23 protein-coding genes are annotated in these 26,527 nt (G+C 49.6%); 10 read left to right on the top strand and 13 right to left on the bottom strand.

The features are described from left to right. Positions 1 to 90 precede the first annotated feature (90 nt). Both BMZ56_RS21340 and BMZ56_RS21345 read left to right on the top strand, forming a co-directional pair. Positions 91 to 840, top strand: a complete 750-nt coding sequence (locus tag BMZ56_RS21340) for a segregation and condensation protein A (protein WP_090630959.1) — start codon at positions 91 to 93, stop codon at positions 838 to 840. A 45-nt stretch (positions 841 to 885) separates the two neighbouring features. After that, on the top strand, positions 886 to 2,154 hold the full coding sequence (locus BMZ56_RS21345; protein WP_090630600.1) for an alpha-hydroxy-acid oxidizing protein: 1,269 nt from the start codon (positions 886 to 888) through the stop codon (positions 2,152 to 2,154). Between the two features lie 15 nt (positions 2,155 to 2,169). On the opposite strand, the gene aat is transcribed toward BMZ56_RS21345, so the two are convergent. From aat to BMZ56_RS21395, 10 genes are all read right to left on the bottom strand, one after another. Next, positions 2,170 to 2,799, bottom strand: a complete 630-nt coding sequence (gene aat, locus BMZ56_RS21350; RefSeq protein WP_090630602.1) for a leucyl/phenylalanyl-tRNA--protein transferase — start codon at positions 2,797 to 2,799, stop codon at positions 2,170 to 2,172. Between the two features lie 5 nt (positions 2,800 to 2,804). Beyond that, the gene (gene rbfA / locus BMZ56_RS21355; RefSeq protein WP_090630605.1) at positions 2,805 to 3,176 is read right to left on the bottom strand and encodes a 30S ribosome-binding factor RbfA; all 372 of its coding nucleotides are present in this window, start codon (positions 3,174 to 3,176) and stop codon (positions 2,805 to 2,807) included. Between the two features lie 82 nt (positions 3,177 to 3,258). After that, the gene (locus tag BMZ56_RS21360; protein WP_090630607.1) at positions 3,259 to 5,004 is read right to left on the bottom strand and encodes a DUF5107 domain-containing protein; all 1,746 of its coding nucleotides are present in this window, start codon (positions 5,002 to 5,004) and stop codon (positions 3,259 to 3,261) included. Between the two features lie 60 nt (positions 5,005 to 5,064). Next, positions 5,065 to 6,894: a DUF4091 domain-containing protein gene (locus BMZ56_RS21365; RefSeq protein ID WP_218146636.1), complete on the bottom strand. Its 1,830-nt coding sequence runs from the start codon at positions 6,892 to 6,894 to the stop codon at positions 5,065 to 5,067. An 11-nt stretch (positions 6,895 to 6,905) separates the two neighbouring features. Beyond that, entirely contained in the window at positions 6,906 to 8,546 is a 1,641-nt protein-coding gene (locus BMZ56_RS21370; protein WP_090630610.1) for a RagB/SusD family nutrient uptake outer membrane protein, read from the bottom strand. Between the two features lie 10 nt (positions 8,547 to 8,556). Then, positions 8,557 to 12,021 (bottom strand): TonB-dependent receptor, encoded by a 3,465-nt coding sequence (locus BMZ56_RS21375; RefSeq protein WP_090630612.1) that lies wholly within the window; start codon positions 12,019 to 12,021, stop codon positions 8,557 to 8,559. Between the two features lie 246 nt (positions 12,022 to 12,267). Next, positions 12,268 to 13,428, bottom strand: coding sequence for a FecR family protein (locus BMZ56_RS21380; RefSeq protein WP_090630614.1), 1,161 nt, complete (start codon positions 13,426 to 13,428; stop codon positions 12,268 to 12,270). A 97-nt stretch (positions 13,429 to 13,525) separates the two neighbouring features. Next, positions 13,526 to 14,092, bottom strand: a complete 567-nt coding sequence (locus tag BMZ56_RS21385; protein ID WP_090630618.1) for a sigma-70 family RNA polymerase sigma factor — start codon at positions 14,090 to 14,092, stop codon at positions 13,526 to 13,528. A gap of 107 nt (positions 14,093 to 14,199) precedes the next feature. Next, positions 14,200 to 15,804: a Na+/H+ antiporter gene (locus tag BMZ56_RS21390; protein ID WP_090630621.1), complete on the bottom strand. Its 1,605-nt coding sequence runs from the start codon at positions 15,802 to 15,804 to the stop codon at positions 14,200 to 14,202. A 15-nt stretch (positions 15,805 to 15,819) separates the two neighbouring features. Further along, positions 15,820 to 17,028, bottom strand: a complete 1,209-nt coding sequence (locus tag BMZ56_RS21395; protein WP_177195247.1) for an FG-GAP repeat domain-containing protein — start codon at positions 17,026 to 17,028, stop codon at positions 15,820 to 15,822. A gap of 100 nt (positions 17,029 to 17,128) precedes the next feature. Between BMZ56_RS21395 and BMZ56_RS21400 the strand changes: the two genes are divergently transcribed. Then, positions 17,129 to 17,602 (top strand): DUF4293 domain-containing protein, encoded by a 474-nt coding sequence (locus BMZ56_RS21400; RefSeq protein WP_090630626.1) that lies wholly within the window; start codon positions 17,129 to 17,131, stop codon positions 17,600 to 17,602. Next, positions 17,599 to 18,096 (top strand): hypothetical protein, encoded by a 498-nt coding sequence (locus tag BMZ56_RS21405; protein ID WP_143072986.1) that lies wholly within the window; start codon positions 17,599 to 17,601, stop codon positions 18,094 to 18,096. The genes BMZ56_RS21400 and BMZ56_RS21405 overlap by 4 nt, the downstream gene beginning before the upstream one ends. A gap of 1 nt (position 18,097) precedes the next feature. Here the strand turns inward: BMZ56_RS21405 and BMZ56_RS21410 are convergent, their stop codons facing one another. Continuing rightward, complete coding sequence (locus BMZ56_RS21410; RefSeq protein WP_090630965.1) at positions 18,098 to 18,634, bottom strand: tetratricopeptide repeat protein; 537 nt, start codon at positions 18,632 to 18,634, stop codon at positions 18,098 to 18,100. Positions 18,635 to 18,868: 234 nt separating this feature from the next. Here BMZ56_RS21410 and ung point away from each other — a divergent pair, with 234 nt between their 5' ends. After that, positions 18,869 to 19,540, top strand: coding sequence for a uracil-DNA glycosylase (gene ung / locus BMZ56_RS21415; protein ID WP_090630633.1), 672 nt, complete (start codon positions 18,869 to 18,871; stop codon positions 19,538 to 19,540). 17 nt (positions 19,541 to 19,557) lie between these two features. On the opposite strand, the gene BMZ56_RS21420 is transcribed toward ung, so the two are convergent. Then, the gene (locus BMZ56_RS21420; protein WP_090630636.1) at positions 19,558 to 20,028 is read right to left on the bottom strand and encodes an Lrp/AsnC family transcriptional regulator; all 471 of its coding nucleotides are present in this window, start codon (positions 20,026 to 20,028) and stop codon (positions 19,558 to 19,560) included. Between the two features lie 203 nt (positions 20,029 to 20,231). On the opposite strand from BMZ56_RS21420, the gene sufB reads away from it, so the two are divergent. The 3 genes from sufB to sufD are packed head-to-tail and all read left to right on the top strand — an operon-like array spanning position 20,232 to position 23,793. Continuing rightward, entirely contained in the window at positions 20,232 to 21,683 is a 1,452-nt protein-coding gene (gene sufB, locus BMZ56_RS21425; RefSeq protein WP_177195248.1) for a Fe-S cluster assembly protein SufB, read from the top strand. A 27-nt stretch (positions 21,684 to 21,710) separates the two neighbouring features. Then, a complete protein-coding gene (sufC, locus tag BMZ56_RS21430; RefSeq protein ID WP_090630641.1) occupies positions 21,711 to 22,475 on the top strand; it encodes a Fe-S cluster assembly ATPase SufC in 765 nt (254 codons plus the stop codon). Positions 22,476 to 22,491: 16 nt separating this feature from the next. Further along, positions 22,492 to 23,793: a Fe-S cluster assembly protein SufD gene (gene sufD, locus BMZ56_RS21435; RefSeq protein ID WP_090630968.1), complete on the top strand. Its 1,302-nt coding sequence runs from the start codon at positions 22,492 to 22,494 to the stop codon at positions 23,791 to 23,793. Here sufD and BMZ56_RS21440 read toward each other — a convergent pair. Next, positions 23,790 to 24,440 (bottom strand): DUF6266 family protein, encoded by a 651-nt coding sequence (locus tag BMZ56_RS21440; protein ID WP_090630644.1) that lies wholly within the window; start codon positions 24,438 to 24,440, stop codon positions 23,790 to 23,792. The two genes, sufD and BMZ56_RS21440, sit on opposite strands and share 4 nt — an antisense overlap. A 288-nt stretch (positions 24,441 to 24,728) precedes the next feature. On the opposite strand from BMZ56_RS21440, the gene BMZ56_RS21445 reads away from it, so the two are divergent. Continuing rightward, positions 24,729 to 25,781, top strand: coding sequence for a sensor histidine kinase (locus BMZ56_RS21445; protein ID WP_218146637.1), 1,053 nt, complete (start codon positions 24,729 to 24,731; stop codon positions 25,779 to 25,781). Next, the gene (locus BMZ56_RS21450; protein WP_090630648.1) at positions 25,775 to 26,482 is read left to right on the top strand and encodes a LytR/AlgR family response regulator transcription factor; all 708 of its coding nucleotides are present in this window, start codon (positions 25,775 to 25,777) and stop codon (positions 26,480 to 26,482) included. The genes BMZ56_RS21445 and BMZ56_RS21450 overlap by 7 nt, the downstream gene beginning before the upstream one ends. The last annotated feature ends 45 nt before the right edge of the window (positions 26,483 to 26,527 follow it).

The raw sequence follows: 26,527 nt of genomic DNA on the forward strand, positions 1-26,527 counted from the left end.
TATAAAATTAATGTAATGTTGTTTTGCAGGGTACCCAAGGATTATGCCAAAGAAAATATATCACATTCAAATGCTTACCTTTGGAACCATATGATGGAAGCCGAAGGATATGAAATAAAGCTCCCCCAATTTGAAGGGCCATTTGATTTGTTGCTGTTTTTTATTGAACGCGATGAGTTAAATATCCATGACATCCCAATTGCCAAAATTACCAACGATTTCCTGGATTACATCTTACATATGCAGGCGCTCAATATCGAATTGGCAAGCGAATTCATTTTCGTGGCAGCAACATTGATGCGGATTAAAGCCAAGATGCTGCTGCCGCGTCCGGAGCTGGACGAAGAAGGCAACGAAATAGACCCCAAGCAGGACCTCGTGCAGAAACTGGTGTTATACAAACAGTTTAAGGAAATTTCGGAAGAATTACGTTTGCTGGAAGAAAAACGGCTCTTGCAGTTTAGGCGCGGGAACCTAGCTGCGGATCTCCACCGGGCAGGCGAACATGCAGGCCATGGAGAGGAGCTTACCACATTCGATCTGTATAAGCTCATGCTGGTGTACGAAAAGCTGATATATACTTACACATCCCGTAGCAACGAAGTGCGGCATACGGTTGTGAAGTACCCGTATACCATCGAGCAGCAAAAAAAAGCAATTGCTTCGTTGGTAACAATCAACAAAAAATTGGACTTCAATTCCATTGTCAAAAATTCAGAAAATAAAGTACAGTTCGTTTACAATTTCCTAGCCATTCTGGAGATGCTGCAACAACAGTTGCTGGAAATACAGAGCGGGTTGGGTTTCAACAATTTTTGGGTGTCGGAGCGGAAAAATTAGTAAAATTGCCTATCTTTAGGTCATTGTTGAACCAATGGCAAACGAATGGCCTACATCGATGCCTTACAGCGGCAGAAAGCGATTTTTTTAGGGGGAATGTCAGGAAAACGGGCCGTCGTTCCTTTTCAGGCAGCCGGACTTCGTATCGCAGCTAAACAACAGCTTTCGGCACGTGCATGGGCTTACATCGATGGCGGTGCGGGCGATGAAACAAGTATCGCAGCTAATGCAGCCGCATTTTCCGACATTTCGATCTTGCCTCGCATGATGGGAGGAGAGGGGCCGGCTGATTTTTCCACCCGACTACTGAATACCGATTTGGCGTTTCCCTTGCTCCTCGCTCCTATTGGTGTATTGGATCTGATCTGCCCGGAGGCAGATCGCGTAGTGGCCCGCGCCTGTCGGAATGTGGGCATTCCGATGATATTTTCCAACCAGGCGGGTACGCCCATGGAAACCTGCGCGCAGGATCTTGGCGATACGTCACGTTGGTTTCAGCTCTATTGGAGCAAGTCGGACGATCTGGTGCTGTCATTTATACAGCGTGCAGAGGCCTGCGGTTGCAGCGCTATCGTACTCACGGTAGACACCACGTTACTGGGTTGGCGAAGCCGTGACCTCGCATTAGGCTATTTGCCCTTTCTGCGGGGCATGGGCATTGCGCAGTATACCTCAGATCCTGTATTCCAGGCGTTGCTCAATCAGGGAGCGGGAGCAGCCATCACCGGTGCGCCCAAGCCAACGGTGACGCTGCAAACCATTGCCAACTTGCTGCAGCTAAAAGCTAACTATCCCGGTGGGTTTTTCCATAACCTTTTCCGTAAGACACCTTTGGAGGCAGTGCGATTGTTCATCAATATCTACTCCAATCCAGCACTAAGCTGGGAGCAAGTCATTTGGCTTCGCCAGCAAACCAAGCTGCCCATTCTTATCAAGGGCATTTTGCGTGCGGACGATGCGCTTAAAGCGATGGATGCAGGAGCCGACGGCATTGTCGTATCCAACCACGGCGGCCGACAGGTAGACGGGGCAATTTCCAGTTTGCCTGCCCTGAAGACCATCAGGCAAACACTTCCCAAACCTTTTCCGATCGTACTTGACAGTGGCATACGCAGCGGCAGCGACGTATTCAAAGCGCTTGCCTTGGGTGCTGATGCGGTGCTGCTCGGACGGCCGTATGCGTATGGGCTGGCAGTGGGGGGGCAGCGCGGAGTGGAAGAGGTAATCCTCAACATGCTCAATGATTTTGAGCTTACGGCACAATTGGCAGGTTGCCGGAATATACAGGAGATCGATGGAAGTATGGTTGGATAATGACAGTCGTGCGCTTTAAGAGAGATACTCCACATATTCCCAACGCGGTATCATCCGCGCACCTAGCGATGCGAGGTGATCCGTGTATACCTGACAATCGATCAACCGATAGGCATTAGACTGGCAGAGTGAGATCAACGCCATTTTGGAGGCGTTGGCTTCCCTGCTGAACATGCTCTCCCCACAGAAGACCTGACCCTGGGCGATCCCATAAAGGCCTCCTGCCAATGTATCGTCGTACCAGGTCTCTACGGAATGTGCATGACCCAATTCATGCAGCCTGTTATATGCTTTTTGCATATCCTCGGTGATCCAGGTGCCGTCCTGTCCACGGCGTGGCTGCATGGAACACGCAGCGATCACTTCAGAAAATGCGTGATCGTAGGTCACGCGGAAGCGCTCCGAACGGATTAGCTGGCGCATGCTTTTGCTGATTTTCAATTCGTCGGGAAAGAGCACAAAGCGCTCGTGAGGTGAATACCACAAGATGGGAGTATCGTCGTTATACCAAGGGAAGATGCCCTGCCGGTAGGCTTCGAGAAGTCGGTCGGACGTCAGATCACCACCGATGGCTAATAGCCCATCGTGCTCGGCGAGTGCCGGGTCAGGAAAACGGATGTCGTGCTCGTCCAGTTCGAAGATCATCCGGCTTATTCCGGTTGCCTGGGTTCTTTGCTGATCTCGTCGAAGAGTTTATCCATGTGCTCCACGTATTCGTTGGTATCATCCAAGAAAAACTCAAGGTGGGGCACAATACGCGCCTGATTCTTAATGCGGGCTCCCAACTTGTAACGGATTTCGTTGGCGTGGGATTTGATATGGGCCATATCTTCCTTTGCCTGTTTGGTGTTGAGGAAACTCAGGTAGACCCGGGCAATGGCCAGATCGGGAGTCACCCGTACGCGGGTTACCGTAATAAAGGCTCCGGGAGCCCACGCCTTGCCTTCCCGTTGAAAGAGCTCACCCAAATCCTGCTGGATAACCCCAGCAAACCGCTGCTGTCTTTTGCTTTCTGTGCTCATAAACCTAAACCTCCAGGACAAAGGTAACAATTTTCGAGGCCAAAAAAAATGCCTGCTATCTCGTCCGATAGCAGGCATTCACCTAGTCAAACTCTCGGTACGCCCCGAAGGTGGCGAGGCGGTCTTCTCCAAGTGTTTCGGGGATTGGATCTGCGGAAATGCCCAATGCCTTGCATACCTGCCGCCATAGGCCGGTCCGGGTATACGTCTGATGAACTTTTTGAAAAGGCGTAGTCAAAAGAAGTGTTTTCGCTTTTTCGGGTTCTCCCATATCGATCAGCAACTGTATGCGCCTTTCGATAACCCACTCGTCATCAAGTGCCGCTACCTGTTCAAGCCAACGTTCACGTTCGTGGATCGTCGTTGGACCCAGTTCCCGGAGTAACGCATCGCGTTCGATCACTACTTGCGGATGCAGTTGCAGCCATTTTTCATCAACTGAAGCCAACGCCTTTACGGCTTCCTCGTTCCTGCCTTCCAATTTCAATAGCCTTGCCAACAGCACCTTGGCTACGCCCAGTGGACACGCGGAAAGAACAGCAATGGCCTCCGCAGTATTTCCACGGCCCGCCAGCCAGGTGCCGTAATGAAACCGCCACAGGTCAGCATTTTCCGTATCGGCGGCAAGGACATGTTTAAAGGCATCATCGAGGTTTTCCATGCCCGACGGAGCCCAAAGGCATTCGTGGACTTCAGGTGGTTGGGGATAGGTCCCTTTTCCCAACGAGGCGTTCAACAAATCTTGCCATACACCCACGGTTTTGACACGGGCCCATCCAAAAAGCGGTATTTCTTCCACGGATCTCAAGTCGCTTTCAGGAACCTGCAACCGGTGGATGTCAAGCGGTTTGTCACTGGGAAACCAATATTCGGAATGCCACCGGGTCTCGCCGGGTCCCAACTCCTGTTTGATCGATTGGTCTGCGGCCGGTCCACCCTGTATTTCGACGTACGGTGTTTGTGCAGCCGTACTCAATGTAGCCCACGCACTATCGGCCCCCCTGCCATAACTCCACAACTTGATCCCCGGCGTGACCGCGGGGTCTGCGATGTGGTATAGCCCCGACCCCAAAGAGGGGGTGTAAGCGCCGAAGGCGTTTACATCGGTGGTTTTCCAGAAGTATCCGGTCATTTCCTGGATGTCAGCCTCTGTCCGGGGTCCCTCTTTTTCCCAATTGATGGTGTTAATCGTGGACGCATGTGACAACACCTCGCCGCGCGGAAAATGGAATTCCGTGTCGGATGCCGCGGGCAGCGCAGCATTCGACCACGACATCCAGGGGTACGCCTCCGTTCCGGTGTTGTGGTAGACCACGCGTTGCGTAAGGTACTGGTCTTCCGGAGCAAGGGAATATTCAACAGACCATTGCATCCCGAAGCGGAGTTCCCGTTCGCCGCATGTCACGTATACCCGTTCGCCGATGCGATCGATCTTATACAGAATTTTTTCATTCTGTACAGGCGTGTGGGAAATGGGAAAGCTCACCTCGATTCCACCTGCAACGAAATAAAACCGGGGTAAGATCCGTGTACCGCGGATTACGTCGGGATGATACAGCACCTCCTTCCCCGACGTTTTGTGGATCATCGAGGTGATCTTACCGCCCAGATCGGGACATACCGTGATTTTTACGTAATTGTTTTCCAATACGATGAAATGGTAGGATTGCGGTGCTGGCCGATTAGCCGTTTCGGAATAACTTTCGTAAGGGTATACCCCGCTCGGATCAAATGCTGTGGGTATCGGCCCCGATGGCGTGAGCGCATGTGTCAACTGATAGGTCGTATATACTGAAAAAATGACGCTGTCTGTGTTGTGCGATGCCATAGCAGGTAATTCTATTGTACTAATAAAAAGAATAATGAACCATCTCAACTTCATAATCCTTTATTTTTGTGTTGCGGCCAACCGATCACTTAACTCCGTCAGCAGGGCATTTCCGGTTTGCACCGCTTCTATCACATCTTCCTCGTTGAAATCGTGTTCCTTCGGAAACGTTTTAAGATGGTTTTCCAGTTTCTCCAGCGCCGCGGCTACCTGTTTGTCCGTTGTGTTTTCAGCGAGCGTTCTCAGGATGTCTATTTTCTCAAAATCGACGATCCCTTCGCGCAGTTTTTCGAAGCGGATGCTGCTGTTACCGCCCGGATAAACCAAGAAGGTATCTCCTGCAGGCCAAAGCGTGTGGCGCGCATCCCTCACCGGGTCTTCAGCCCACGCATCATAGGCCCACCGCAGGAAACCGTCGTATCCGTATGCGCTGGCATACCAACTGATCCACCTGCCCTCCGCGGGAGGTGAAAATACGAAATTATTTGGTTTTGCCGGATTGCAACAAACATAATAGGTGGAGGTATATCCCTTGGCAGACCGCTGTTGGACAGTTTCCATGCTGGGCTCGTTTCCATATAAAAAGCAGTAGTCATCCAGCAAGTCATTGAGTTCCGGGTGCCAGTTGCCCGCGTAGGTGATCTTCCAGTCAGGCGAATGCTCCTTAATGACTTTTGCCGCGGCGATGGTATATTCCAAGGGATTTTCATTGATGCCAAGATAGGTCTTTTCGAACCATCCCTTTTCCTTCAGATGTCCTTCCAGGTCGCTTAAGAACGTATGCCAAAAGGCCTTGAATTCAGCCGAGCCCGGTGCCCACGATTCATAGACATAATCGCCGGACGCCTCATCGAGGTAACGGAATCTATTTTCCCACGGAACGGGCGTATAAATGGTAATGGCCTCATCGATCCCTACTTCCATGGCCAGCTGTACATAGTCATCAAAGATACGGTAATCAAATTTCCAGTCGCCGTTTTTTGTCTTGATCAGGTCGACCATGGCGCCTTCGATCCAATAGGAATTGTCTGACCAGGGTGAATGTACGGCATAGGTGGTAATAAACGTTCCTCCCGCATCGGCATAGGGCTTCAGGTGCTTCTTCAATAAGGCCTTGTGATCTGCCGACCAAGGCTCAACGTGATAATACCAGGCGACAGCCCAAGGGTTCTGCCAAAGGTCCAGACGGTAACTCCATTCGGTTGGCGGTGGCAGTGTTTGCGCCTGCACATGTACCTGTATGTGCAGGGTTGTGCGGTGTCCCTTTGCGGCGACTTCGATCGTTCCCCGATAGGTGCCAGGAGCGGCTCCCTGCGGTATATTTACCGCAATCCATACCGGTCTGGCCGTTTGTCCGGGCAGATCGAAACGGTCAAACGGTTCGAGCCGATCGGGCATCAGGTAGGCCCGATCTGCTGGCCCCGCAGCACAATCTTCGGCAAGGGCTCCATAGGGATAATTGGATAACACATAGCGGACCAAGTTGAGGTCGATGTTTTCGTTAGCCAGTACCGCTCCATTGTTACCTACGAGATCAGACACCTCGAAACGCACCTGTTCGAGGGAATCCGTGGACCAAACCACTGCCTGGGCATTCAGGCGCTCACCCCGCCATCCGGTTGCTTCCCACGACAACGTTTCGGTTTGCAGACTGGGTATTTCCGAACGGAAATACAACTGATCCGTTGTACCGAAGGAAACGTGCATACCCGGCTGGCACGCTTGCCATGCAGCGGTGTCGGAAGGCCGGTCAAAGGTATGCTCTTCCTCATAATGAGGTGCCAGCACGGGCACCTTGGAGCGATCGATTTCTCCGGTTTGAAACTGCCCATACGCAAACGGGACAAAAAAGGAAAGGGCTAAAAGAAATATTATTGTTTTGTTATTCATTATGCTATGTTTTACCATCCTACGTTTTGTTCTAATACACCGCCCGACAACTGGATTTCCTGCAGTGGGAGCGGATCAAGGTAATGCTTAGGCAGGAACTGCCGTCGGCCGGCCGGTTCGGCAACCACAAACCCGTCGCTGTCTAACTGCAATTGAGAACTTCCCTGGGGATACCTTTCCGCGTACTCCGTGCCGGTAAATTTCACCCCACGGATGGCTTTCGGTAATTCGGTTTCTGCCGTTTTCCAACGCCGCAGATCGTCCCGCCGGAATCCTTCGAAGGCCAATTCGACGGTTCGTTCCCGCCGGATCTCCGTCCGCATATCCAGCCCATGGGTGGTTACGTGGGCGTTCGTGAGCGGGGGCATGTTTACCCGTGCCCGTAGCAGGTTGATCGTCCGGTCAAGGTCCTCGTCGGAAATTTCCGCATCGCGTTCAAAAAGAGCTTCTGCAAGGATCAGCAAAACTTCGCCGTACCTGAATTCCTTGAGGTCGTAATGGCCCCTGAACGTTGCTGCGTCAACGGTCTCGTCGAGAAATTTCCTGAGCATGTAGCCCGTGCGGGTAGCATTGGTCCCGGTAAATCCCGGATAAATCGTTTGCCAGTTTCCCCCTTCGCTCACGATCTGGCTCCCTGGGATAACAAAGGTCATTTGCATCCGCGGATCCCTGTTCTGGAACTCGCTCTCAAAGCGGTCGTGGCCTTCGAATCGATCCGAAATGGTGGTGGGAAGGCCATCGGTACACAGGTACATATCTGCCAAGCTTTTGGTGGGAATCATCTGGTTGAACCACAGTTCGCGTGTCCAATTGTGCTCGGCAACAGTGAGGTAGTATCGCCGCGCGAGGATAACTTCCTTGCTGTCATCTCCTTCCAGGATGAAAAAATACTTGTAGCTGTCAGCGCCTTTTTCGTCGTACAGCGCATACGTTCCCGAGGAAATCACCGCCTCGGCGGCATCAATAGCCGCCTGTATGTACGTCTCGGCCCCAGCGCCTTCGTGGTACGTTGCCCATGTCCCCATATACAAGGCAGCTCTTGCTTTCAGCGCCAAGGCAGCGCCCCGTGTTACCCTTCCCAATTCGTCTTCTGTCAAATCCGTCTGTGCGGGTAGTAGCGCAGCCGCATTGTCCAGGTCACTGAGTATAAAATCAATGATTTCGGCCTGTGAAGCTCGCGGCGCATGAAGTTCTTCGGAATCGATATCGAGCACCTTGTCAATTTTGGGGACACCGCCAAATGTGCTAACCAAGTTCCAGTAATGGTAAGCCCTGAAAAAAAGCGCTTCGCCCACCCAGCGGTCGATTTCCCCACCCAGTTCTGATTCTTCCGCCTTTTGCAGCAGGTAGTTTGCCGCGCGGATCCGCTCGTAGGAGTTGTCCCATAGTTCCGAAGTCTCCGCCGGTTGGTAGGAACCGTTACTCACCGGATCTGGGCCCAGACCGAAGGCTAGATCCGAATTGCGGTCTATATATTGAGGTGCCTCCGAAAGGCCGAAATAAAAGTCGTTGGCTGCCAACATAAAATCGCTCGACTGATTCCAGAAGGAAGCATCTGACAGTTGGTCTTTTGGACTCAGATCAAGCGATTTCTCACATCCCATCGACAGCAATGTGAATGACAGAATCAGTAATTTATATATTCTTTTCATTGTGTGAAGGTTAAAATGTGACATCAATACCAAAGGAATAGACACGTTGGAAAGGGTAGTTGAAACCCGTTGTCGACGACTCCGGATCCCATCCTCCCTTCACATGGTGTGCTTCCCATAGGTTCTCCCCGCTTACATAAAGCCGAACTTTTGATAGCGACAGGTTGTCGAGTAAGCTGTGCGGAAGGGTATATCCAAGCTGAAGATTTTTAATACGGATATAGGCGGCATTCACGCGTTGGAGCGTCGACTTTTCGTAGTTCCAATACCGAATATTTCCGTGGCTGAGCTTGGGATAGGGCGCATCGGGGCGGTCTGCCGACCAGGTCTGCCCATAATAGAAAAGCGGTGGTTGCCGCCACCAATCACTCCACGGAATCGCATACTCGCCCTCCCGGAAAAGCGTACGGCGACCGACACCCTGTACAAACAGGCTGAAATCGAAGTTTTTATAACCGCCGCCAAGATTTGCCCCAAAGATGTAACGGGGAGTGGTGTTGCCGGCGTTAATTACGTCCCCATCTTGTCCGGGTGTGCTGCTATATGGATCGATCCGTCCATCACCGTTTAAATCCTTGTATTTGGAATCCCCGATGCCGATGTCGCTCGGTACGCCACCAAGTTGCTTGTAAGCGTCCAGTTCTTCCTGCGTGCGGATAAGTCCGTCAAACACATAAGCAAAATAGGTGTTGATGGGATAGCCTTCACGAATGGGGTTCAATCCCAAGTTGTAAGTGTCTTGTCCGCCGTAATTGACGAGCCGGTCTTTGTAATCGCTGAGAATGAAGCGTGCCGAATAACGGAAAGCACCTACCACATCCTGATACGCGAGCGAAGTTTCAAACCCCCACGTTTTCAACTCTCCCGAATTGGAATAGGGTGGGATGGCGCCAAGCACCGAAGGGTAGGTTACCGGAATCAACATGTTTTTGTTGCGCTTCACAAAATAATCGAAGGTAAGACGGAGCTTTGACGAGAACAAACTCATATCGATACCCGCATTCTGACTCACCAATGTTTCCCAGGTTCTGTTCAGCGATACCATCCCGGCCAACGAGGCCGACTGGTCGCGACGGCCGACACCAAAGGGATACATACCGCTGTCGCCGATATTGATGAGTTGGAGATAGTCATAGAGACCGATTCCCTCCTGATTACCAGTTTCTCCATAGGAAAGGCGCAACTTCAAATCGTCAAAAAAGCCGATCTGCTTGATGAAATTTTCTTCCGATAGGCGCCATGCCACTGCCACACCCGGGAAAAAACCCCATCGGGTACTACGCTGGAAACGGGAGCTCCCATCGTATCGCAGGTTGGCTTCGAGTATGTATTTGCCGTTATAGATGTAATTTAGCCGGGAAAAGGCCGAACCAATGGCCCAATGCTCTCCAAAGCCGTTATTTTGCATGTTTCCGGTTCCACCGAGATTCAACGACCACACTTCGTCGGTAGGGAAGTTATCCCGGGTGGCTTCAAACACATCGTAGTCGTTGTCTTCGTAAGAAGCACCCGCCATGACGTCGATCTCGTGGCTCCCGGCAAATTCTTTCGTATATTGGAAATATCCGGTGAAGTTGCGGTAGGTGTTTCCAGCACTTTGCCGCCAAAGCCAAGCCTCGTTCGGATTGGCAATGGAGTAGTACGCAATGGCGCTTTCGTCCCACGTATAAAGGGGGTGCGACTTGGCGATATTCCGGTTGTCCTGTAGGCTGTAGTTAACCCCCGCCTGGAGGTTCAGTTTAAGCCCATCGATGATGTCTCCCGTCAGCTTGAAGTTGGTGTTGATGTTCCGGGTCTTATAGGTAGCTGTTTCTGCCTCCCGCGCAATGGCTACCGCGTTGCCCCATCCCCCCTGCGCAAAGTATTTTTCACCACTTTGGGTGTATACCGGAAAATAAGGCATCCCGAAAATAGTCTCCGTGATCAGCCAGTTAGCGCCAACGCCGCCTATGTCCGATCGCGTCTGATTTTCCAACGATAGCTTGGTTTCCAGTTTAATGCGCTTGGAAATGTTGTAGTCATAGTTTAGGCGGAGGTTGTATCGCTTATTGTTATCATCTGCATACCGGATGATGCCTTCCTGATCACTGAAGCTTCCTGAAAAGTAATAGCGTGAATGTTCAGCGCCACCGGATGCACTGACGTTGTGTACCTGCTGCAATCCGTTTTCGAACACCAAAGCTCCCCAGTCGGTGCTGGGGAAGTTAAGGATATAACCGGATAGGGCGGGGTGCGGGATGGGGTTGGGGTCGCGGTCTATGATTTTTTGAAGCAGCTCGTCCGTGTACATGGGCGCAGACCCATTATGGATGTTGGCCTCGTTATCCATAATCGCGAATTGGTAGTGATCGGGCGTTTCCATGATTCCAGCCAACCTGGAAAAGGCCACGTTGCCACTGTAGCTGAGAACCGGCTTCCCGGATTTTCCGTGCTTGGTGCTTACGAGAATGACGCCGTTGGAACCTCTCGAACCGTAAATGGATGCGGATGCATCTTTCAGCACCGATATGGACTCGATGTCCTGGGGGTTCAGCAGGTTCAGATCGCCCGCTACGCCATCGATCAATACGAGCGGTTGATTACCCCCGCCGGCGAGGTCATTTCCGCCATTGGTGGATGAAAATCCCCTCACGTTGAGACTGAAGCCTTCCTGTCCGGGCTGGCCGCCTGTGCGCTGTACCAATAGACCCTGCACCGAACCCTGAAGTGCAGCCAATGTATTGGTAACAGGCCGGGATTCCACCACCTCCTGGCCAACTGTCGAAACCGCGCCAGCCATCGTTACCCGTTTTTGGGTGCCGTAGCCAACGACAACCACTTCTTCAAGCGATTCTGCCGATGGACGAAGGATAATTTGAAGGCTGTTTCTTCCATTCAGGGATATTTCCTGCGACAAGAAGCCGATCATGCTGAAAGTGAGTGTGGCATCCGGCGGAGCCGAAAGTTGGAAACGTCCTTCGCTGTCCGTACTGGTGGTGCGATTGCCCGGGGATACCGCCACGGTAACGCCCTCCAACGGGTTGTTCAGCGAATCGGTCACCCGGCCCGCAATGGTTTGTTGGGCGGGGGCAGTTTGCATCGTTAGCTCGTTGGAGGGCTGCACCGGATGGGTACGTGGTGTTTTTTTGATGATAACCATCCGATCTTCGTCATTAATCGTATAGGCAAGGCCCTGCCCCGAGAGGCATTGGGTCAATACATCGTCCAGTGAAGCATTCTTGACGTTTAAACTGGTAGGTTTGGCCGCTTTCAGCAGCTGTTGGTCAACCAGGAAATTGTACCCGGTTTGCTTGTTTATCTCGTTGAATATAACCAAAAGCTTTTCATTAGCTATTCCCAACGTAATGCGTTGTGCACTTGATCGGTTGGCAAAGCCAGACACGAATAGGGCAACTAATAGGAAATTGGTCAGTGCGATCCGCATAAGAATCGAATTTAATTGCGCTGCATTCCAGCGCTTTTCTGGTCTCTTCATTCATTAGTCGATTTCGACTATAAACTTGGGGCATCCTCCACATACCATGGAAAATGACTAAGTTTGCATAGTCTGGGTTTATGCTCTGAATGCATAAGCGGTTATGTCCCTTGCATTCAGAAGGCGCTAATTAGTTATCACAATTGCTAATATTGGCCCGAATGATTTCGGAAAGGTGAGCCCGGTATTTTTTGCGGCTTCCGGGGGCTACCGGAGGCCGTTTTTTTGTCCGGCTCCTGATATGTGCTATTTTCTTACGATAATCCTCCTTTCTGCTAGCGTAAATTTGATGTTGTTTCCTGCGGCTTCTTCCATGTAGTGCAGCAGCGAACTTAATTTCATGTTCCTCGATACTTTTCCGATCAGTGTAAGATTTTCATCCACAACATCCTGGTATTCAATTTTTACGTCATACCATCGGCTTATCTGAGCCAAGGTATGGTGCAGGTTGTCGTTGAAGACAAATAATCCATTTTTCCACGCAATGGCTGATTCGGGGTCTACTTCGTCTACCGTAATGTTTCCCTTTCTTACGGTGCTTTGCTGGCCGGGTTTAAGAACGATCGAATGGTCGGATGGCAATGCATCCGGCTGCGCCAGGGAAATTTTTACGCTCCCGTCTACCAGCGTTGTCTTTATTCCAGATTCTTCCGGATAAGCTTCAATATTGAATCGGGTGCCGAGGACTTGGACTTCCTGCCCGTTAGATACAATATAAAAGGGCTTGCCGCTGTCTTTGGCAATTTCAAAGTAGGCCTCTCCGGCAAGCTCCACCCGCCGTTCGCTGTCGTAAAAGCCGATTGGATAGCTCAGGGAACTGCCTGCATTGAGCCATACCTTACTTCCATCGGACAATGTAACCTGGTATTGTCCCGCGAGTGGCGTAGAAAGTATGACCGATTGTATCGGAAATGCTTCTGCAGACTGGGCAGATTCCGATCCGATACCGGCAAGCGGAGTGCCATCGCTGTAAGTAAAGCCGGCATTATCGATGGTGATACCGGGTTTATTCTTGTCCAACGGAACAACACGGCCATCTTCCAAGGTCAGTGAGGCACTATTGCCACCGGGAAGAACATCCACAAATTGCTGAGAGGGTTGCTTTTCTTCGGATACGTTTGTGTAGTAGTATACGCCCGTGGCTAGGGCAATCAAGACGATTGCAGCGGCGATCCACCTTGGCCAAAGCGAACGTATGGATGGCTGCCTTCCAAGCGCTCTTTTTTTGAATGTTTTGGATAATCTTTCGAACAGTTGAGCTTCCGAATCATCTGACGACCACATTAGAGGGCCCGATGAATCGGTGTCGTACCATTGATCAAGCCGTTCCTTTTCCTGTGGTGTCAGTGTGCCTTTCATCCACTTGTCGGCCAGCTCATGCAATTGATCTTTATCGGGTTTATTCATCTGGATCGCTTTACCTACTTATGTAGTGTCCAAAAAAGGGGACTTACCCTAATACACCTGTTAAAAAAAACAGCGGAGGGAGGTTAGTTGCTGTGGATCAATGAAATAAAAAAATCAGAAAAGATAATTTACCAAGTTTGATACGGAGGCGTTTTAACGCTTTGGTGATGTGGGCTTCGACCGTCTTTTGGCTCACGTGTAAATGTTCTGCGATTTGCCGGTCGTTCAGTCCATCTTCCCGGCTCATACGGAATACCAATTGACATTTTTCCGGAAGTTCACGTATTGCCGTCTCTATTTCAGTTTGCAAGTCGGCAAAATCCAGCCATTGCTGCATCGAATGATCGGACGGTTCCGACAAATCATCTACAGGGAGGAAAGCATGCTTTTTGTTGGCCGCCAGCCGGCCCATAATCTGATAGCGGAGCATGGCGCCAATGTAGGCGGCAAAGCTATTTCTGATCGGAAGCTGGCCTTTACTTTTCCAAATGGCTAGCAACGTATCCTGAACCACTTCTTCGGCGTCGGCCTCGACTTGTAGTTTCAACAGGGCTTTGTAAAGCAAACGCTTCCAATAGCGTTGATAGAGCACATCAAATGCCCCATCTTCGCCTTGGCCAAAGAGACTATACAATTCGTCGTCACTTAATTTTCCGTAAGCCATCAACCGTTGCTTTAAGCAAACTTAGAGAAAGTTGCTTTTTTATGCAATTACAATCACGTCGCAGAACGGCAAAATCGCGAAACCCGCAATTCAGCGCCTTCGCACGATTATTGTTTATTCAACCGTGCCTCCTCAAGGTCAAGGTTGTACTCCAAATCGCGGATAACTTCGTCGTCATACCTTTTTTCTTCGCCAATGCGGTGCAATTCCCTACGCCTTAATTCAACCAGCTCAAGCGATATTTTCTTGAACAACCGTCGTACGGAAGTGATTTCTTCTTTCTTTCCATCTTCATTAAGCGCCAGTTCGGTCGCCTGAATACTCCGGACGAGTTGCTCTTTGATCCGGGCTATTGTCTCATATGCAGCCATTTCTTCTTGGTACTTGCTGTCTAGGTGGGCAACGGCTCCTTTCGCCAGCCGCAGCCGGATGGATTCCATTTGTTCTTCGATAGGAACAATGTCATCTATTTCTTCTACTTTGAGGAAACGGAGAAAAATGGGCAAGGTAAGCCCTTGGAAAACCAGGGTGATCAGAATGACCACAAACGTAATAAACAAAATGAGATTACGCTGGGGAAAAGCATCTCCATTTTGCAGCGCCAACGGGATAGCAAGTGCAGCAGCCAGGGATACGACTCCGCGCATACCCGCCCAACCGATGATAAAGGGCAGTTTCAGCCCCGGGCTCCGTTCCCTTGCCCTTACCCGCGGACTGAGCCAGCGGGGGACAAATGCGGTGATATATACAAGTATAATCCGGATGGCGATCACCATCGCCGATATCAACAAGCCGTATTGGATCGCTTCCTCCAGCGAGTAGCCACCCAAACCTTCCACGATGACCGGCAGTTCCAATCCGATGAGAATAAAAACAAATCCATTGAGCAGAAATCCGACGGTTTCCCAAACCTCCTTGGTCTGCATACGGGTGTGATAATTGAGGTAGTCTTTCGATCGGAACGATAGAAACAGTCCGCCGCTTACCACGGCAAGAACACCCGACCATTCCAGCTCTTCAGCCACGATGTACATGATATAGGGTGCAATCAGTGTGATCGGCGTAGTGATGCTGGACGATTTAGCCCAATAGCGGAGAATCAGATAGAGCAGATGCCCAACCACCAAGCCTACGAATACACCCATAACCGCAAGGACGAAGAAGTTGGTAACCGCTTCCTGCAGGACAAATTGACCCGTAAAAATAGCCGCTAACGCAAAGCGGAAAACGGTCAGCGATGCAGCATCGTTGATCAGGCTTTCGCCTTCAAGAATCGTAAGTCCTCTGCGGGGCATGCTTACGCCTTTGAGAACGGAAGTGGCTGCCACCGCATCCGGCGGCGAGATGATACCGCCCAGCAAAAAACCCAATGCCAATGTGAAGCCGGGGATGATGTTGACCGAAAAGTAAGCGATAGCCAGCGACGTGAAAAATACCAGACCAAAACCCATCATGAGAATGGATCGCTTCCATCGCCAGAAGTTGTTCCACGAAGTATACCACGCCGCCTCAAATAAAAGTGGAGGTAAGAAGATAAGCAGGATGAGGTCCGGATCGATCGTAATATTGGGCACGCCAGGAATAAAACTGATTCCCAACCCCCCGATGACCAGAAAAATCGGATAAGATATATTGATCCGCTGACTGAGTAGATACAGCAGCGCCATCGCAAAAAAGAGCGCAAGAACGAGCAGCAATTGATGTTCAATCATGAGCGTAAAAATACATTATTTTCCCAAGAGCAGACGTCCTTGCGAGCCCCAGCCGCCCACAAATGCATCGACGATACCGTCGCCGTTGAGATCGCCAACCGTGATGTTCCAACTCCGGCCTATGGCAGATGGAGGGACGACTTCTTTGGTCACATCCGTAAAGTACCCTTTTCCGTTGTTACGATATGCACGCAGCTGTTCTTCGTGAAATCCGGGTACTGCGATGGCGCTTAGCAGTAAATCGAGGTGCCCATCGTGATCGAAATCGATCTCCCGCGCCGAATAGGTGGAAAATTTCTGCGCCGGCATGCGGTCTTCGGTTTCATCCCTAAAGCGGATTTTGCCGTCGTTAATAAGCACACGCGCCTGCGGATTTTTGTCCCACGCACCACCGTTGCTTGTGAGATTGGCAAATACAATATCGGGATCGTCGTCACGGTCCACATCGAATACGAGTACATCCCGGGTTTCCAGCGGTTCAGGCAATTCCAGCAGTTCAGCATGATCGGTAAACAGGCCCTTCCCGTTATTGATCAACAAGCGGTTAGGAGGTACTTCGTTGCCTACCACCATATCCAAGTGCCCATCCCCGTTGAGGTCGGTCAGCTTAATTGCTTGGGTGGCATCGTTTACCTGAGGCAAGCTTTCGTAGGTGCAGTCCGTAAAGAACCCCGGATGAGCTGGATCGTTGATCCACAGGAAGTTTTGCCCCTCCACCCCGGAATTTCCCACGACGATGTCAGGCAACCCATCCCCATCAACATCTCCCACGTCCAACCCATTGCCTTCGCTCATTCCGAGAAGGCGCTCGCTCACATCGCGGAACGTGCCATCCCCATTGCCCAGGTAATATTCGTGGGTCTGATCGTCTTCCGCTACGAACACAGCGTCCAAGTAGCCGTCGTTGTCGAAGTCGGTTACACGAACGTGCTCGGTATCGTGCTTTGCAGCCTTGAATATCCCTTTTTTCCAGGTAAGCTTGCCGCTTCCATCGTTGAGGTAAAGCCTGTTTTCATCGGCTTCAAGTGCGGCAATGACATCGGGGTCGCCGTCACCATCTATGTCGGCGAAAGCCACTTCAAGGATATGAGCCTCGGGATCCTGAGGCACGTGTGTGTCTGTTACGTCCCGGAAGTAATCAGTTTCGGTATCCGAAGGTGATTCGCATGCCCAAGTGACGCTCACGGCTAGCCACAGGAACATTTTTAGAATTTTTAGCATCATAAAATTCAAGTTAACAGCGGGTATAACTGCTAAAGTACAAATATTTCTCATTGTTTTATAGCCAACTTTGGCTAAGTTTGTCGCATATCTTATTGCAATCATGATTCAACGTATCCAGAGTATTTGGTTGTTTTTGGCTTCAGTCACGCTGTTTGCTTTATTCCTTTTCCCCTATCTACAGTATTCGGACATTGGCGGGATGGGGAAGGCGTTGAAGATAACCGGAGTATACCACGGTCTTGAGGGACAGGCGATACGCGAGAAATTTTTTATCCTGCAAACCGTTGCTGCCGTTCTATTGGGCCTATTTCCGCTCTATATCATTTTTAAGTTCCGGAACCGTAAACAGCAGATCCAGTTGATCGTATTGGAAGTAGTGCTTATCGTATTGTTTGGTGTGTGGTTATATGGGGCTGCAAGTACCGAGTTGACAGCTGCCAAACAGTTTCTTTCGGCCCGGAATATTGGGGTGGGTTTTTTTCTGTTACCCATTAGTATCATTTTTCTATGTATGGCTTTGGGGAACATACGGAAAGATGAAAAATTAATTAAGTCGGCAGATCGACTACGATGAGGCAATTTGTAACGATAGGAATGTTGATGCTTCTCTCTTTGGTCGCATCAGCACAGCATAAATCCGCTGACATTGTGGGGCAGGATTCGAGTGCGATTGTTGTCGATAACATTCAATTTAAAGCGGAACAGTTTGTTATCGACCCGGCCACGCGCACAGCTACCGTAACGCTCGCCCTTACCAGCCTGAAAGACAAACCACGTGAACTGAAAATCAATGTTTACGGCACACAGTTGGTAGACAATGCGCGGGATGCGTATTATTTTTCAACCATCGCATTGGGGCGGGTGCTTATGCGTTTTGAGGACAAACAGAATTACCTGCATTACCTGCTGCAGCCACAGGTGCCGGCAAAACTAACCATTACCGCTGATGCGATTTCAACCACTGCGGCGGCAATCCAGGTAGTGAAAATTGTGTTTGAAGACAGCGCGGAAGAGGGACGTTTTCTGGATGCCTACCTAACAGACCCTTCTTCTACATCGGAAGACTAACCTATCGATATCGGATTTGTTGCCGGTCCATCATCCCCATCTGATCCTTCATCATTTTGATCTGATCGGCTAGCAATTTATTTTTATCGGCCCGCTTGGCTTCCTGCAGGTATTTGGTGGCTTCCCGCTTGTTGCGTTTCGCCATGGCAATGCCTGCCAGGCTTAGTTTCGCCAAAGCGACATTGTGTCCCATGTGAAGGCCTAAAGACAGGGCCTTTTTAAAGTACTTTTCCGATTGCATGGGTGATTTTTGCGACTCCATGAGGCCCAAAAGCAGGTGATAGTACCCATGCTGCGCGCGGATCAGTTGTTTTTCGTAGTGGGTAATGCGATTCAACCATTGATTCGCTTTGTCCATCTTCTCTTTACGCAGGTAAAACTGGGCAATCAACATGTTTTCATTGAAAAACACCGTTACGAAAGCCAAAATTGTGATAAAGATACCCAATATACCCCATCCCCATTGCCCGACTACGAATAGGGCGATGGTGCCGATTAAGATGAGGGAAGATATGATAATGCGGACGATGTTAGACATGTTGATTTTATTTAATTCTTTCGTTCTCAATAACCGTGCAAATTTAGCTAAATTTTACCAAAGTCAGCGCAGCCCTGTATCTTTCTCTTAACCGCCGCGGGCATACACGAAAGGAATCCAGTGGCATGAACGCAGTGAGCGTTGCCGTTCCGTCGTGCTTGCCTGCGGTGGGCGAGTGAAGTCCCTGGTATAAAACAAATTGGCGGGTTCACCCAATAACCGTATTTTTGCGAAATGAGCATACAGTTAGAAAGCAGTTGGAAAGCTGTCTTAGCGCCTGAGTTTGCCAAACCCTACATGCAGCAGCTTAAAGGATTTCTTCAGGAAGAAAAGAAAGAGCATACGGTTTTCCCTCCTAGTAACCTCATTTTTAACGCTTTTGATCATACACCTTTTGATAAAGTTAAAGTGGTTATCCTGGGGCAGGACCCGTACCACAATGTGGGGCAGGCACACGGCTTATCGTTTTCGGTTCCCCAAGGTGTGGCAATTCCTCCCTCCCTGCGCAATATGTATCAGGAACTGAGCACCGACATAGCCGGATTCCGGATTCCAACACACGGTGACCTGACCGCGTGGGCCAACCGGGGTGTCCTGTTGCTCAATGCGACGCTAACCGTGCGGGCACATACCGCCGGCGCACATCAAGGAAAAGGCTGGGAAGCCTTTACGGATAAAGCCATCGCCGAGTTATCCGCACGTCGTACCGGCATCGTTTTTTTGCTATGGGGTCGGTATGCTAAAAACAAAGCTGCGCTGATCGATTACCGTAAGCACCACATCCTCACAGCTGCCCACCCTTCACCGTTCTCAGCATACAACGGCTTCTTTGGCTGTAAGCATTTTTCCAAGGCAAATGCGTTCTTGATCAAGGAGGGACTGGAACCGATCGATTGGCAAGTATAACCGCTTATGATCCCGTCTTAATATTCCATGGGAACAATCGGCTCTTTTTTGCTGGTAGACATGATCATCATGGTCTGAAATGTCTTCACATACGGAATCTTGCTTATCTTTTCCATGATGACCGCTTCGTAGGCTTTGATGTCTTTCACATAAACCTTCAGGATGAAATCGCATTGACCGGTTACGTGGTGGCACTCCGTCACTTCTTTGATGTTTTTCACCGCTTCCACAAATTCGGGAATGGCATTGTGGGTATGGAAGTCAAGTGATACCTGAATAAACGATTTGATGCCCAACCCCAGCTTTTCTTCGTCGACAAAAGCATGGTAGCTCTTGATATAACCTGAGTTTTCAAGTTTCCGCACGCGTTCCAACGTCGGGGCGGGTGAAAGCCCGATGCTGGAAGCTAACTGCAGGTTCGTAATCCGCCCGTTTTCCTGCAAGAGCTTTAGAATTTTAAAATCTGTCTTATCGGGTTGGAAAGGCATATTTGAAATCACCAAATTAGATTTGGCAATAATACAATTTATTTTTCAGATTATTGGGTTATCGCTAAATGCGATTCATTATCACGGATTTGTAAAAGCCTCCCTTTCATAAGGTTTATTACCACTTAAATTGTAACTTTGCAGTTCGAAGGGTTGGCGGTTGTCTGCCTGCCTGAATGTTAATCATCGAGAAAAAGGGTGTTATGAGTACAAAAGATGATGAATTACTGAAAGAGCTTGCGCTCGAAGAATATAAATACGGATTCACGACGGACATTGAAATGGACATAGCCCCCAAAGGGCTCACCGAGGATACGGTTCGATTGATTTCCGCAAAAAAAAATGAGCCCGAGTGGTTGTTGGAATGGCGGCTCAAAGCGTTGCGCCACTTCCTCCAGATGGACATGCCCACCTGGCAGAATTTTGAGCATCCCGATGTGGATTTTCAGGATATTTCCTATTATGCAGCCCCCAAGGCAAAGCCTCAGCTTAACAGCATGGATGAGGTGGACCCCGAGTTGATTTCCACGTTTGAGAAATTGGGCATCCCGCTGAATGAACAGAAGGTATTGGCTGGGGTGGTTGCTGTCGATGCGGTATTTGACAGCGTATCTGTCAAAACCACGTTCCGTGAAAAACTGAAAGAGCAGGGCGTCATCTTCAGCTCTTTTGGGGAGGCGGTTCAGGAGCACCCGGAGCTGGTTAGGCAATACCTGGGTTCGGTGGTGCCACAAACCGATAACATTTACGCCGCGCTGAATTCCGCGGTGTTTTCGGATGGTTCCTTTGTGTATATTCCCAAAGGGGTGCACTGCCCCATGGAGCTTTCCACGTATTTCCGCATCAATGCAGAAAACACGGGGCAGTTTGAGCGGACATTGATTATTGCCGATGAAGGGGCTTATGTGAGCTACCTGGAAGGGTGTACGGCACCGATGCGCGATGAAAACCAGTTACATGCGGCTGTTGTCGAGCTGGTCGCGCTAAAAGATGCCGAAATTAAATATTCCACGGTGCAGAACTGGTACCCCGGTGATAAAGACGGCAAAGGCGGGATTTATAACTTTGTCACCAAGCGTGGCATCTGCAAGGGCGATAACAGCAAAATTTCGTGGACACAGGTAGAAACGGGCTCAGCGATTACGTGGAAATATCCCGGGGTCATTTTAAAGGGAGACCATTCGGTGGGTGAATTTTATTCCGTGGCGTTGACCCGCAACAAGCAATTGGCCGATACGGGGACGAAGATGATCCACTTGGGTAAAAATACACGCAGTAAGATTGTGTCCAAGGGAATTTCTGCAGGCGTGAGCCACAACAGCTACCGCGGGTTGGTAAAAATAGGCCCGGGTGCCGAAAACTCGCGTAATTTTACGCAGTGCGATTCACTGCTCATCGGAGACCGTTGCGGAGCGCATACGTTTCCCTATATCGAAAACCGCAACAAAACCGCCACGCTGGAGCACGAAGCGACCACCTCAAAAATCGGCGAAGATCAGTTGTTTTACCTCACCCAGCGGGGCATTGATCCCGAGAAGGCGGTTGGGTTAATCGTGAATGGCTATGCGAAAGAGGTGCTGAACCAACTGCCCATGGAGTTTGCCGTGGAAGCACAGAAGTTATTAGCCATTTCCCTCGAAGGAAGTGTGGGGTAATCAATTAAATAGAGTGAAGAAAGAACAATGTTAAGCATAAAGAATTTACACGCATCTGTAGACGATAAGGAGATATTAAAAGGGCTGAATCTCGAAGTGAAGGCTGGGGAGGTACATGCCATTATGGGGCCCAATGGTTCGGGCAAAAGTACATTAGGCAATGTATTGGCTGGAAGGGAAGCCTATGAGGTAACCGGGGGCGAAGTGCTGCTTGAGGGTAAAGATTTGTTGGAGCTTTCACCCGAAGACCGGGCACGTGAAGGTGTATTCCTCGCATTCCAATACCCGGTAGAAATACCGGGTGTATCCAACATCAATTTTCTGAAGACCGCACTCAATGAGATCCGTGCCTACAAGGGACTTCCTCCACTGGAAGCCCGGGAATTTTTGAACCGCGTCAAGGAAAAGCAAAAGCTCGTTGAATTTGACGCCAAGTTAGCCAATCGTTCCTTAAATGAGGGGTTTTCCGGCGGCGAAAAAAAGCGCAATGAGATTTTTCAGTTGGCCATGCTGGAGCCCAAACTGGGTATCCTGGATGAAACCGATTCCGGATTGGACATCGACGCCCTGCGCATCGTTGCAAGGGGTGTAAACCAACTGCGGTCACAAAATAATGCATTCATCGTCATTACCCATTACCAGCGGTTGCTGGAATACATTGTTCCGGATTTTGTGCATGTACTCTACAAGGGGCGCATTGTTCGCTCCGGCACCAAAGAGCTGGCACTGGAGCTGGAAGAGAAAGGGTACGATTGGATTAAGGATACGGTGGATGCCGAAGGAGCGGCCTGAACACCAAATAAAGATCATGATTACACAAGTAAGCGATTCATTATATAGTCAATTGATTAAGACCTACGGGGAAAATCTGCCTTCGGCTGAACCCCGCTCGTTGGATGAAATCCGTAAGCAGGCGTTTGAACGCTTCAAACGTGTTGGGTTTCCCACGGTCAAACACGAAGATTGGAAATACACCAACGTCCAGCCGCTGGTTAACCAGCATTACGAACTGGATGTTGAGCCGTCGTTTGCGGCGATCGACCTGAATAACGCTGGAATCCCAAGGCTGGATGCATATCGGGTTGTGTTGGTAGATGGTAAATACCATGCCGGACTGTCCGACGATGTGTCCGACGTACCGGGTTTATCAATCATGCCGATAGATCAGGCATTTGAACGGCTGTGCTTTGCCAAGTATTTTGCGCAGTTTGCAGACAAAACGGATAATCCCTTTGTGGCACTCAATACAGCGGCGTTTACTTCCGGATTATTTATTGAGGTAGGTAAAAATACGCAGCTGTCGAAACCCGTCCACATCATCCACGTATCTGCTGCACGCCAACCCGTATTTAACCAAGTGCGCAACCTGTATGTGATGAGTGCGTTTGCCGAGGCCGAGATTGTGGAGTCTTTTATCACCGATGATGCTGCCGAACGCAATCTGAATAACTTGGTAACGGAAATTATGGTCCGTGAGCAGGCGAAGTTGCAGCATTATTACTTGCAGACGGCAACCTCCCAAAGCAGCTACCTCAATCATACGGAGATCTATCAGGAAAAACACAGTCTTTATAATAACTACAATTGTACGTTTCCCGGACCCGCGTTTGTGCGCAATAACATTAACGTAAGACTGGGCGACAGCGAAGTGGAAAGCCACCTTTATGGCATCACACTCACGGCCGGCAACCAGCTGGTAGACAACCATACGATTGTAGATCACCTGAAACCCCATTGCGAGAGCTACGAATGGTACAAGAATATCACGCAGGACACCTCTACAGCGGTATTTAATGGTAAGATATTTGTGCGAACCGACGCGCAAAAAACGAATGCCTTTCAGCAGAACAATAACATGCTCATCGGCGAGAAATCTGCCGTGTATACCAAACCCCAGTTGGAGATTTTTGCTGACGATGTAAAATGCAGCCACGGGTGCACCATCGGGCAGTTTGACAACGACGCCCTTTTTTATCTCCAGGCACGGGGCATCAGCGAAGCGCAGGCACGGATACTCCTGGTACACGCTTTTGCATTTGATGTAACCAGCCGTTTTGCCAATGCTACCGTACGCGAGTACGTTGAACATTTGGTGGAAGAAGGACTTTAATCGGCTGCTACATGCACGTACCGGCTGTCAGACACCTCCTCGGTCAATGACGTATTGAAATACACATAGGCATGGACTTCGGTTCCGATTACTTCCGGCGGCAAAGGAAAAAGATAATGCCCCATGCCGCGTGTGATGCCCGCAGTGCAAAGATCCCATTTGTCGAGAGTACCTGGAAGGATCAATACAATAATTGTATTTTGGTCATTTACCAGTCGATCTTTTCTATCTTCCGGGGTGGCTTGCCAGGAGATGGAAAGTCCTTTGTCGGTCCATTCGGCGGCAAGTGATTCGGCGGGAGCAAGGGGGCCTGTACTTACCTTGGCTTTACTGTAATCAAAAAACAATTCAGGATAGACACCGCCGATCGCATTTTTCTTATGATAGGATAAGGCGATGTTGAACGGCGTCATCGGGAGTCCCTCTGCCGCCTGTTGAAAGCCAACTCGGATGATCCCCGTAAGGGGTGAAAGAAACGACATTGCCAGCTTCATCCGCATCTCGTTTGCCAATTGTGCTTCGCTGCGGGGCTTCTTGGATTTCCGGGGAAGTGCACGCATCACGTTGATGCCCCGCCATTGATAGCCGATTACGTTGCCAATTTTTCCACTAAAGCTTCCGTTTGCGCCGTCTTTGAATGTTGCCATAGGTGAATATGATTAGATATAAAACGAATGTAGGAATTTCCTAGATTAAACTAAAATTCATAAATTATTTAACGCATATTAACTACATATTTACTAGGGGAATATACGTAGAAAACACCTAAAAATCCCCTATAAAACCCCTAGAAAAACCCTAATATTATCAGGGGAATTTTGAATGTTCTTTAGCTTTGCGTTTAATGTTCAAATTATATTCGTAGTTTCATCTACTTTTTCAGCAGTTGCTCTACTAATTTCGCGTTCCTTCCCATCATTGTATTAATTTGTAGTATGCAGGATATGGTCAGCTTGGAAACAAGGAATGGTTTAACGGCAAGGCGTCCATGGATCTACGTAGCCTATTGGGGATTGGTTACCTTGATTTTTTTATATGACCGGACCTATCTGATCGAAAAAGCTGGTCTGCCGAATTTTTTTATTTGTTCCGCGGTCAGGGTTACCCTGTTGATCGGCTTGGCATGGCTCAATATCCATTGGCTGATTCCGCGTTACCTTTTGCGTGGCAGATACGGCAGTTATTTCGGGCTGGTGTTTGTGCTGATCATCGGATATCTTGTGGTACAAAGTCTGTATGACTATTACCTGTTCGGTTATGTATTGGGACCGAACCGAAATGTACATCTTTCTGCTTCGCTCATTTATAATTTCACACATACTTCGCTTTACCTGCTGTTGACCGTTGCCTTAAAATTCAGCATCGACTGGTATGTGCAACGAGAAATGTTGCAAGAGGCGCAGGTAGGCAAATTGCAGGCGGAGGTCAATTACCTCCGTTCACAGGTCAACCCGCATTTTCTGTTCAATGCGCTGAATAACCTTTATGCACTGACCTTGAAAAAATCCGAGGAGGCTCCGGATGTCGTATTAAAACTAGCGGAGTTGATGGAGTATATGCTGTATGAAAGTGACGAGCCGTATGTACCCTTAGCGCGGGAGATCAATTACCTGAGCAACTACCTGGAGTTGGAGAAAATCAGGCAGAGCAATCAGGCAGATATCCGAATGACGGTCACCGGCACGGCAGACCGTTGCCGGATACCGCCGTTTTTGATACTGCCCCTTGTGGAAAATGCGTTTAAGCACGGGATCGGCAAGGCCGCTTTTGATGCGTACTTGTATATCGATATCCAAATCAACCAGACGCTTGAAGTACGGATAGCGAACAGCAAGCCCCCGTTCGAGGAAAAGGAAAAAAACGGAGGGATCGGCCTGCTGAACCTCAGGAAAAGGCTGGAACTCCTGTATCCAGCTAACTACCTGCTCCAGATCACCGAGCAGCCCGATCGATACGAAGTGTTTTTGAAAATAGATTTGCTATGCTAAACTGTGTTGTTGTGGATGATGAACCGCTCGCCAGGGAAGTGCTGGCAGGTTATATTGCAAAGCTGCCCCATGTCAACCTGTTGGAGAGCTTCGGCAATGCGTTTGATGCCCGGATATTTTTGATGGAAAACACGGTCGATGCGCTGTTTCTGGATATTGAAATGCCTGAAATGAATGGGATCGACCTGCTGCGGATGCTACCCAACCCCCCAATTACGGTGTTTACAACGGCTTTCCGGGATTATGCGTTTGAAGGATTTGAACTGGGGGTTATCGATTTCCTGTTGAAGCCGATATCCTTTCCCCGCTTTAGGGTTGCACTCGAAAAAATCAACGATTTCCTTTCACTGAAAGGCGAGCAGACCGACGTTGAAATCAGCACGGGTGAACCGGAATTTATTTTTGTAAAAAGTGGCGTGCAGAAAATTAAGCTGTTTTTGGCCGATGTCACCTATATCCAGGGACTGAAGGATTATGCCATCATCCATGCCGGGACAGGCAAAATCGTTGTCAAAGGCTCCGTGAAGTCCATGCAACAACTTTTTCCTGCACCCCAGTTTATCCGTGTCCATAAGTCCTTTATTGTTGCCAGCGAAAAAATTATACGCATCGCAAAAAACCGGATCGTCATTGGCGAGCACCAGATACCCATCGGTAGAAACTACAAAGCCCAACTAGAGCGGGCGATTTCCGGCAGCTAATGTTGGTCTATTCTTTTAGGCGTTGGTCTACTATTTTTCTGCTTC

Origin of the sequence: Parapedobacter indicus (genome assembly GCF_900113765.1) — a bacterium.
Taxonomy (GTDB): domain Bacteria; phylum Bacteroidota; class Bacteroidia; order Sphingobacteriales; family Sphingobacteriaceae; genus Parapedobacter; species Parapedobacter indicus.

What these genes read in the sequence shown, in the direction of transcription:
- BMZ56_RS21340 (WP_090630959.1), top strand. Translation starts at nt 91, where the DNA reads ATGATGGAAGCCGAAGGATATGAAATAAAGCTCCCCCAATTTGAAGGG.
- BMZ56_RS21345 (WP_090630600.1), top strand. Translation starts at nt 886, where the DNA reads ATGGCCTACATCGATGCCTTACAGCGGCAGAAAGCGATTTTTTTAGGG.
- aat (WP_090630602.1), bottom strand. Translation starts at nt 2,799, where the DNA reads ATGATCTTCGAACTGGACGAGCACGACATCCGTTTTCCTGACCCGGCA.
- rbfA (WP_090630605.1), bottom strand. Translation starts at nt 3,176, where the DNA reads ATGAGCACAGAAAGCAAAAGACAGCAGCGGTTTGCTGGGGTTATCCAG.
- BMZ56_RS21360 (WP_090630607.1), bottom strand. Translation starts at nt 5,004, where the DNA reads ATGGCATCGCACAACACAGACAGCGTCATTTTTTCAGTATATACGACC.
- BMZ56_RS21365 (WP_218146636.1), bottom strand. Translation starts at nt 6,894, where the DNA reads ATGAATAACAAAACAATAATATTTCTTTTAGCCCTTTCCTTTTTTGTC.
- BMZ56_RS21370 (WP_090630610.1), bottom strand. Translation starts at nt 8,546, where the DNA reads ATGAAAAGAATATATAAATTACTGATTCTGTCATTCACATTGCTGTCG.
- BMZ56_RS21375 (WP_090630612.1), bottom strand. Translation starts at nt 12,021, where the DNA reads ATGAAGAGACCAGAAAAGCGCTGGAATGCAGCGCAATTAAATTCGATT.
- BMZ56_RS21380 (WP_090630614.1), bottom strand. Translation starts at nt 13,428, where the DNA reads ATGAATAAACCCGATAAAGATCAATTGCATGAGCTGGCCGACAAGTGG.
- BMZ56_RS21385 (WP_090630618.1), bottom strand. Translation starts at nt 14,092, where the DNA reads ATGGCTTACGGAAAATTAAGTGACGACGAATTGTATAGTCTCTTTGGC.
- BMZ56_RS21390 (WP_090630621.1), bottom strand. Translation starts at nt 15,804, where the DNA reads ATGATTGAACATCAATTGCTGCTCGTTCTTGCGCTCTTTTTTGCGATG.
- BMZ56_RS21395 (WP_177195247.1), bottom strand. Translation starts at nt 17,028, where the DNA reads ATGATGCTAAAAATTCTAAAAATGTTCCTGTGGCTAGCCGTGAGCGTC.
- BMZ56_RS21400 (WP_090630626.1), top strand. Translation starts at nt 17,129, where the DNA reads ATGATTCAACGTATCCAGAGTATTTGGTTGTTTTTGGCTTCAGTCACG.
- BMZ56_RS21405 (WP_143072986.1), top strand. Translation starts at nt 17,599, where the DNA reads ATGAGGCAATTTGTAACGATAGGAATGTTGATGCTTCTCTCTTTGGTC.
- BMZ56_RS21410 (WP_090630965.1), bottom strand. Translation starts at nt 18,634, where the DNA reads ATGTCTAACATCGTCCGCATTATCATATCTTCCCTCATCTTAATCGGC.
- ung (WP_090630633.1), top strand. Translation starts at nt 18,869, where the DNA reads ATGAGCATACAGTTAGAAAGCAGTTGGAAAGCTGTCTTAGCGCCTGAG.
- BMZ56_RS21420 (WP_090630636.1), bottom strand. Translation starts at nt 20,028, where the DNA reads ATGCCTTTCCAACCCGATAAGACAGATTTTAAAATTCTAAAGCTCTTG.
- sufB (WP_177195248.1), top strand. Translation starts at nt 20,232, where the DNA reads ATGAGTACAAAAGATGATGAATTACTGAAAGAGCTTGCGCTCGAAGAA.
- sufC (WP_090630641.1), top strand. Translation starts at nt 21,711, where the DNA reads ATGTTAAGCATAAAGAATTTACACGCATCTGTAGACGATAAGGAGATA.
- sufD (WP_090630968.1), top strand. Translation starts at nt 22,492, where the DNA reads ATGATTACACAAGTAAGCGATTCATTATATAGTCAATTGATTAAGACC.
- BMZ56_RS21440 (WP_090630644.1), bottom strand. Translation starts at nt 24,440, where the DNA reads ATGGCAACATTCAAAGACGGCGCAAACGGAAGCTTTAGTGGAAAAATT.
- BMZ56_RS21445 (WP_218146637.1), top strand. Translation starts at nt 24,729, where the DNA reads ATGCAGGATATGGTCAGCTTGGAAACAAGGAATGGTTTAACGGCAAGG.
- BMZ56_RS21450 (WP_090630648.1), top strand. Translation starts at nt 25,775, where the DNA reads ATGCTAAACTGTGTTGTTGTGGATGATGAACCGCTCGCCAGGGAAGTG.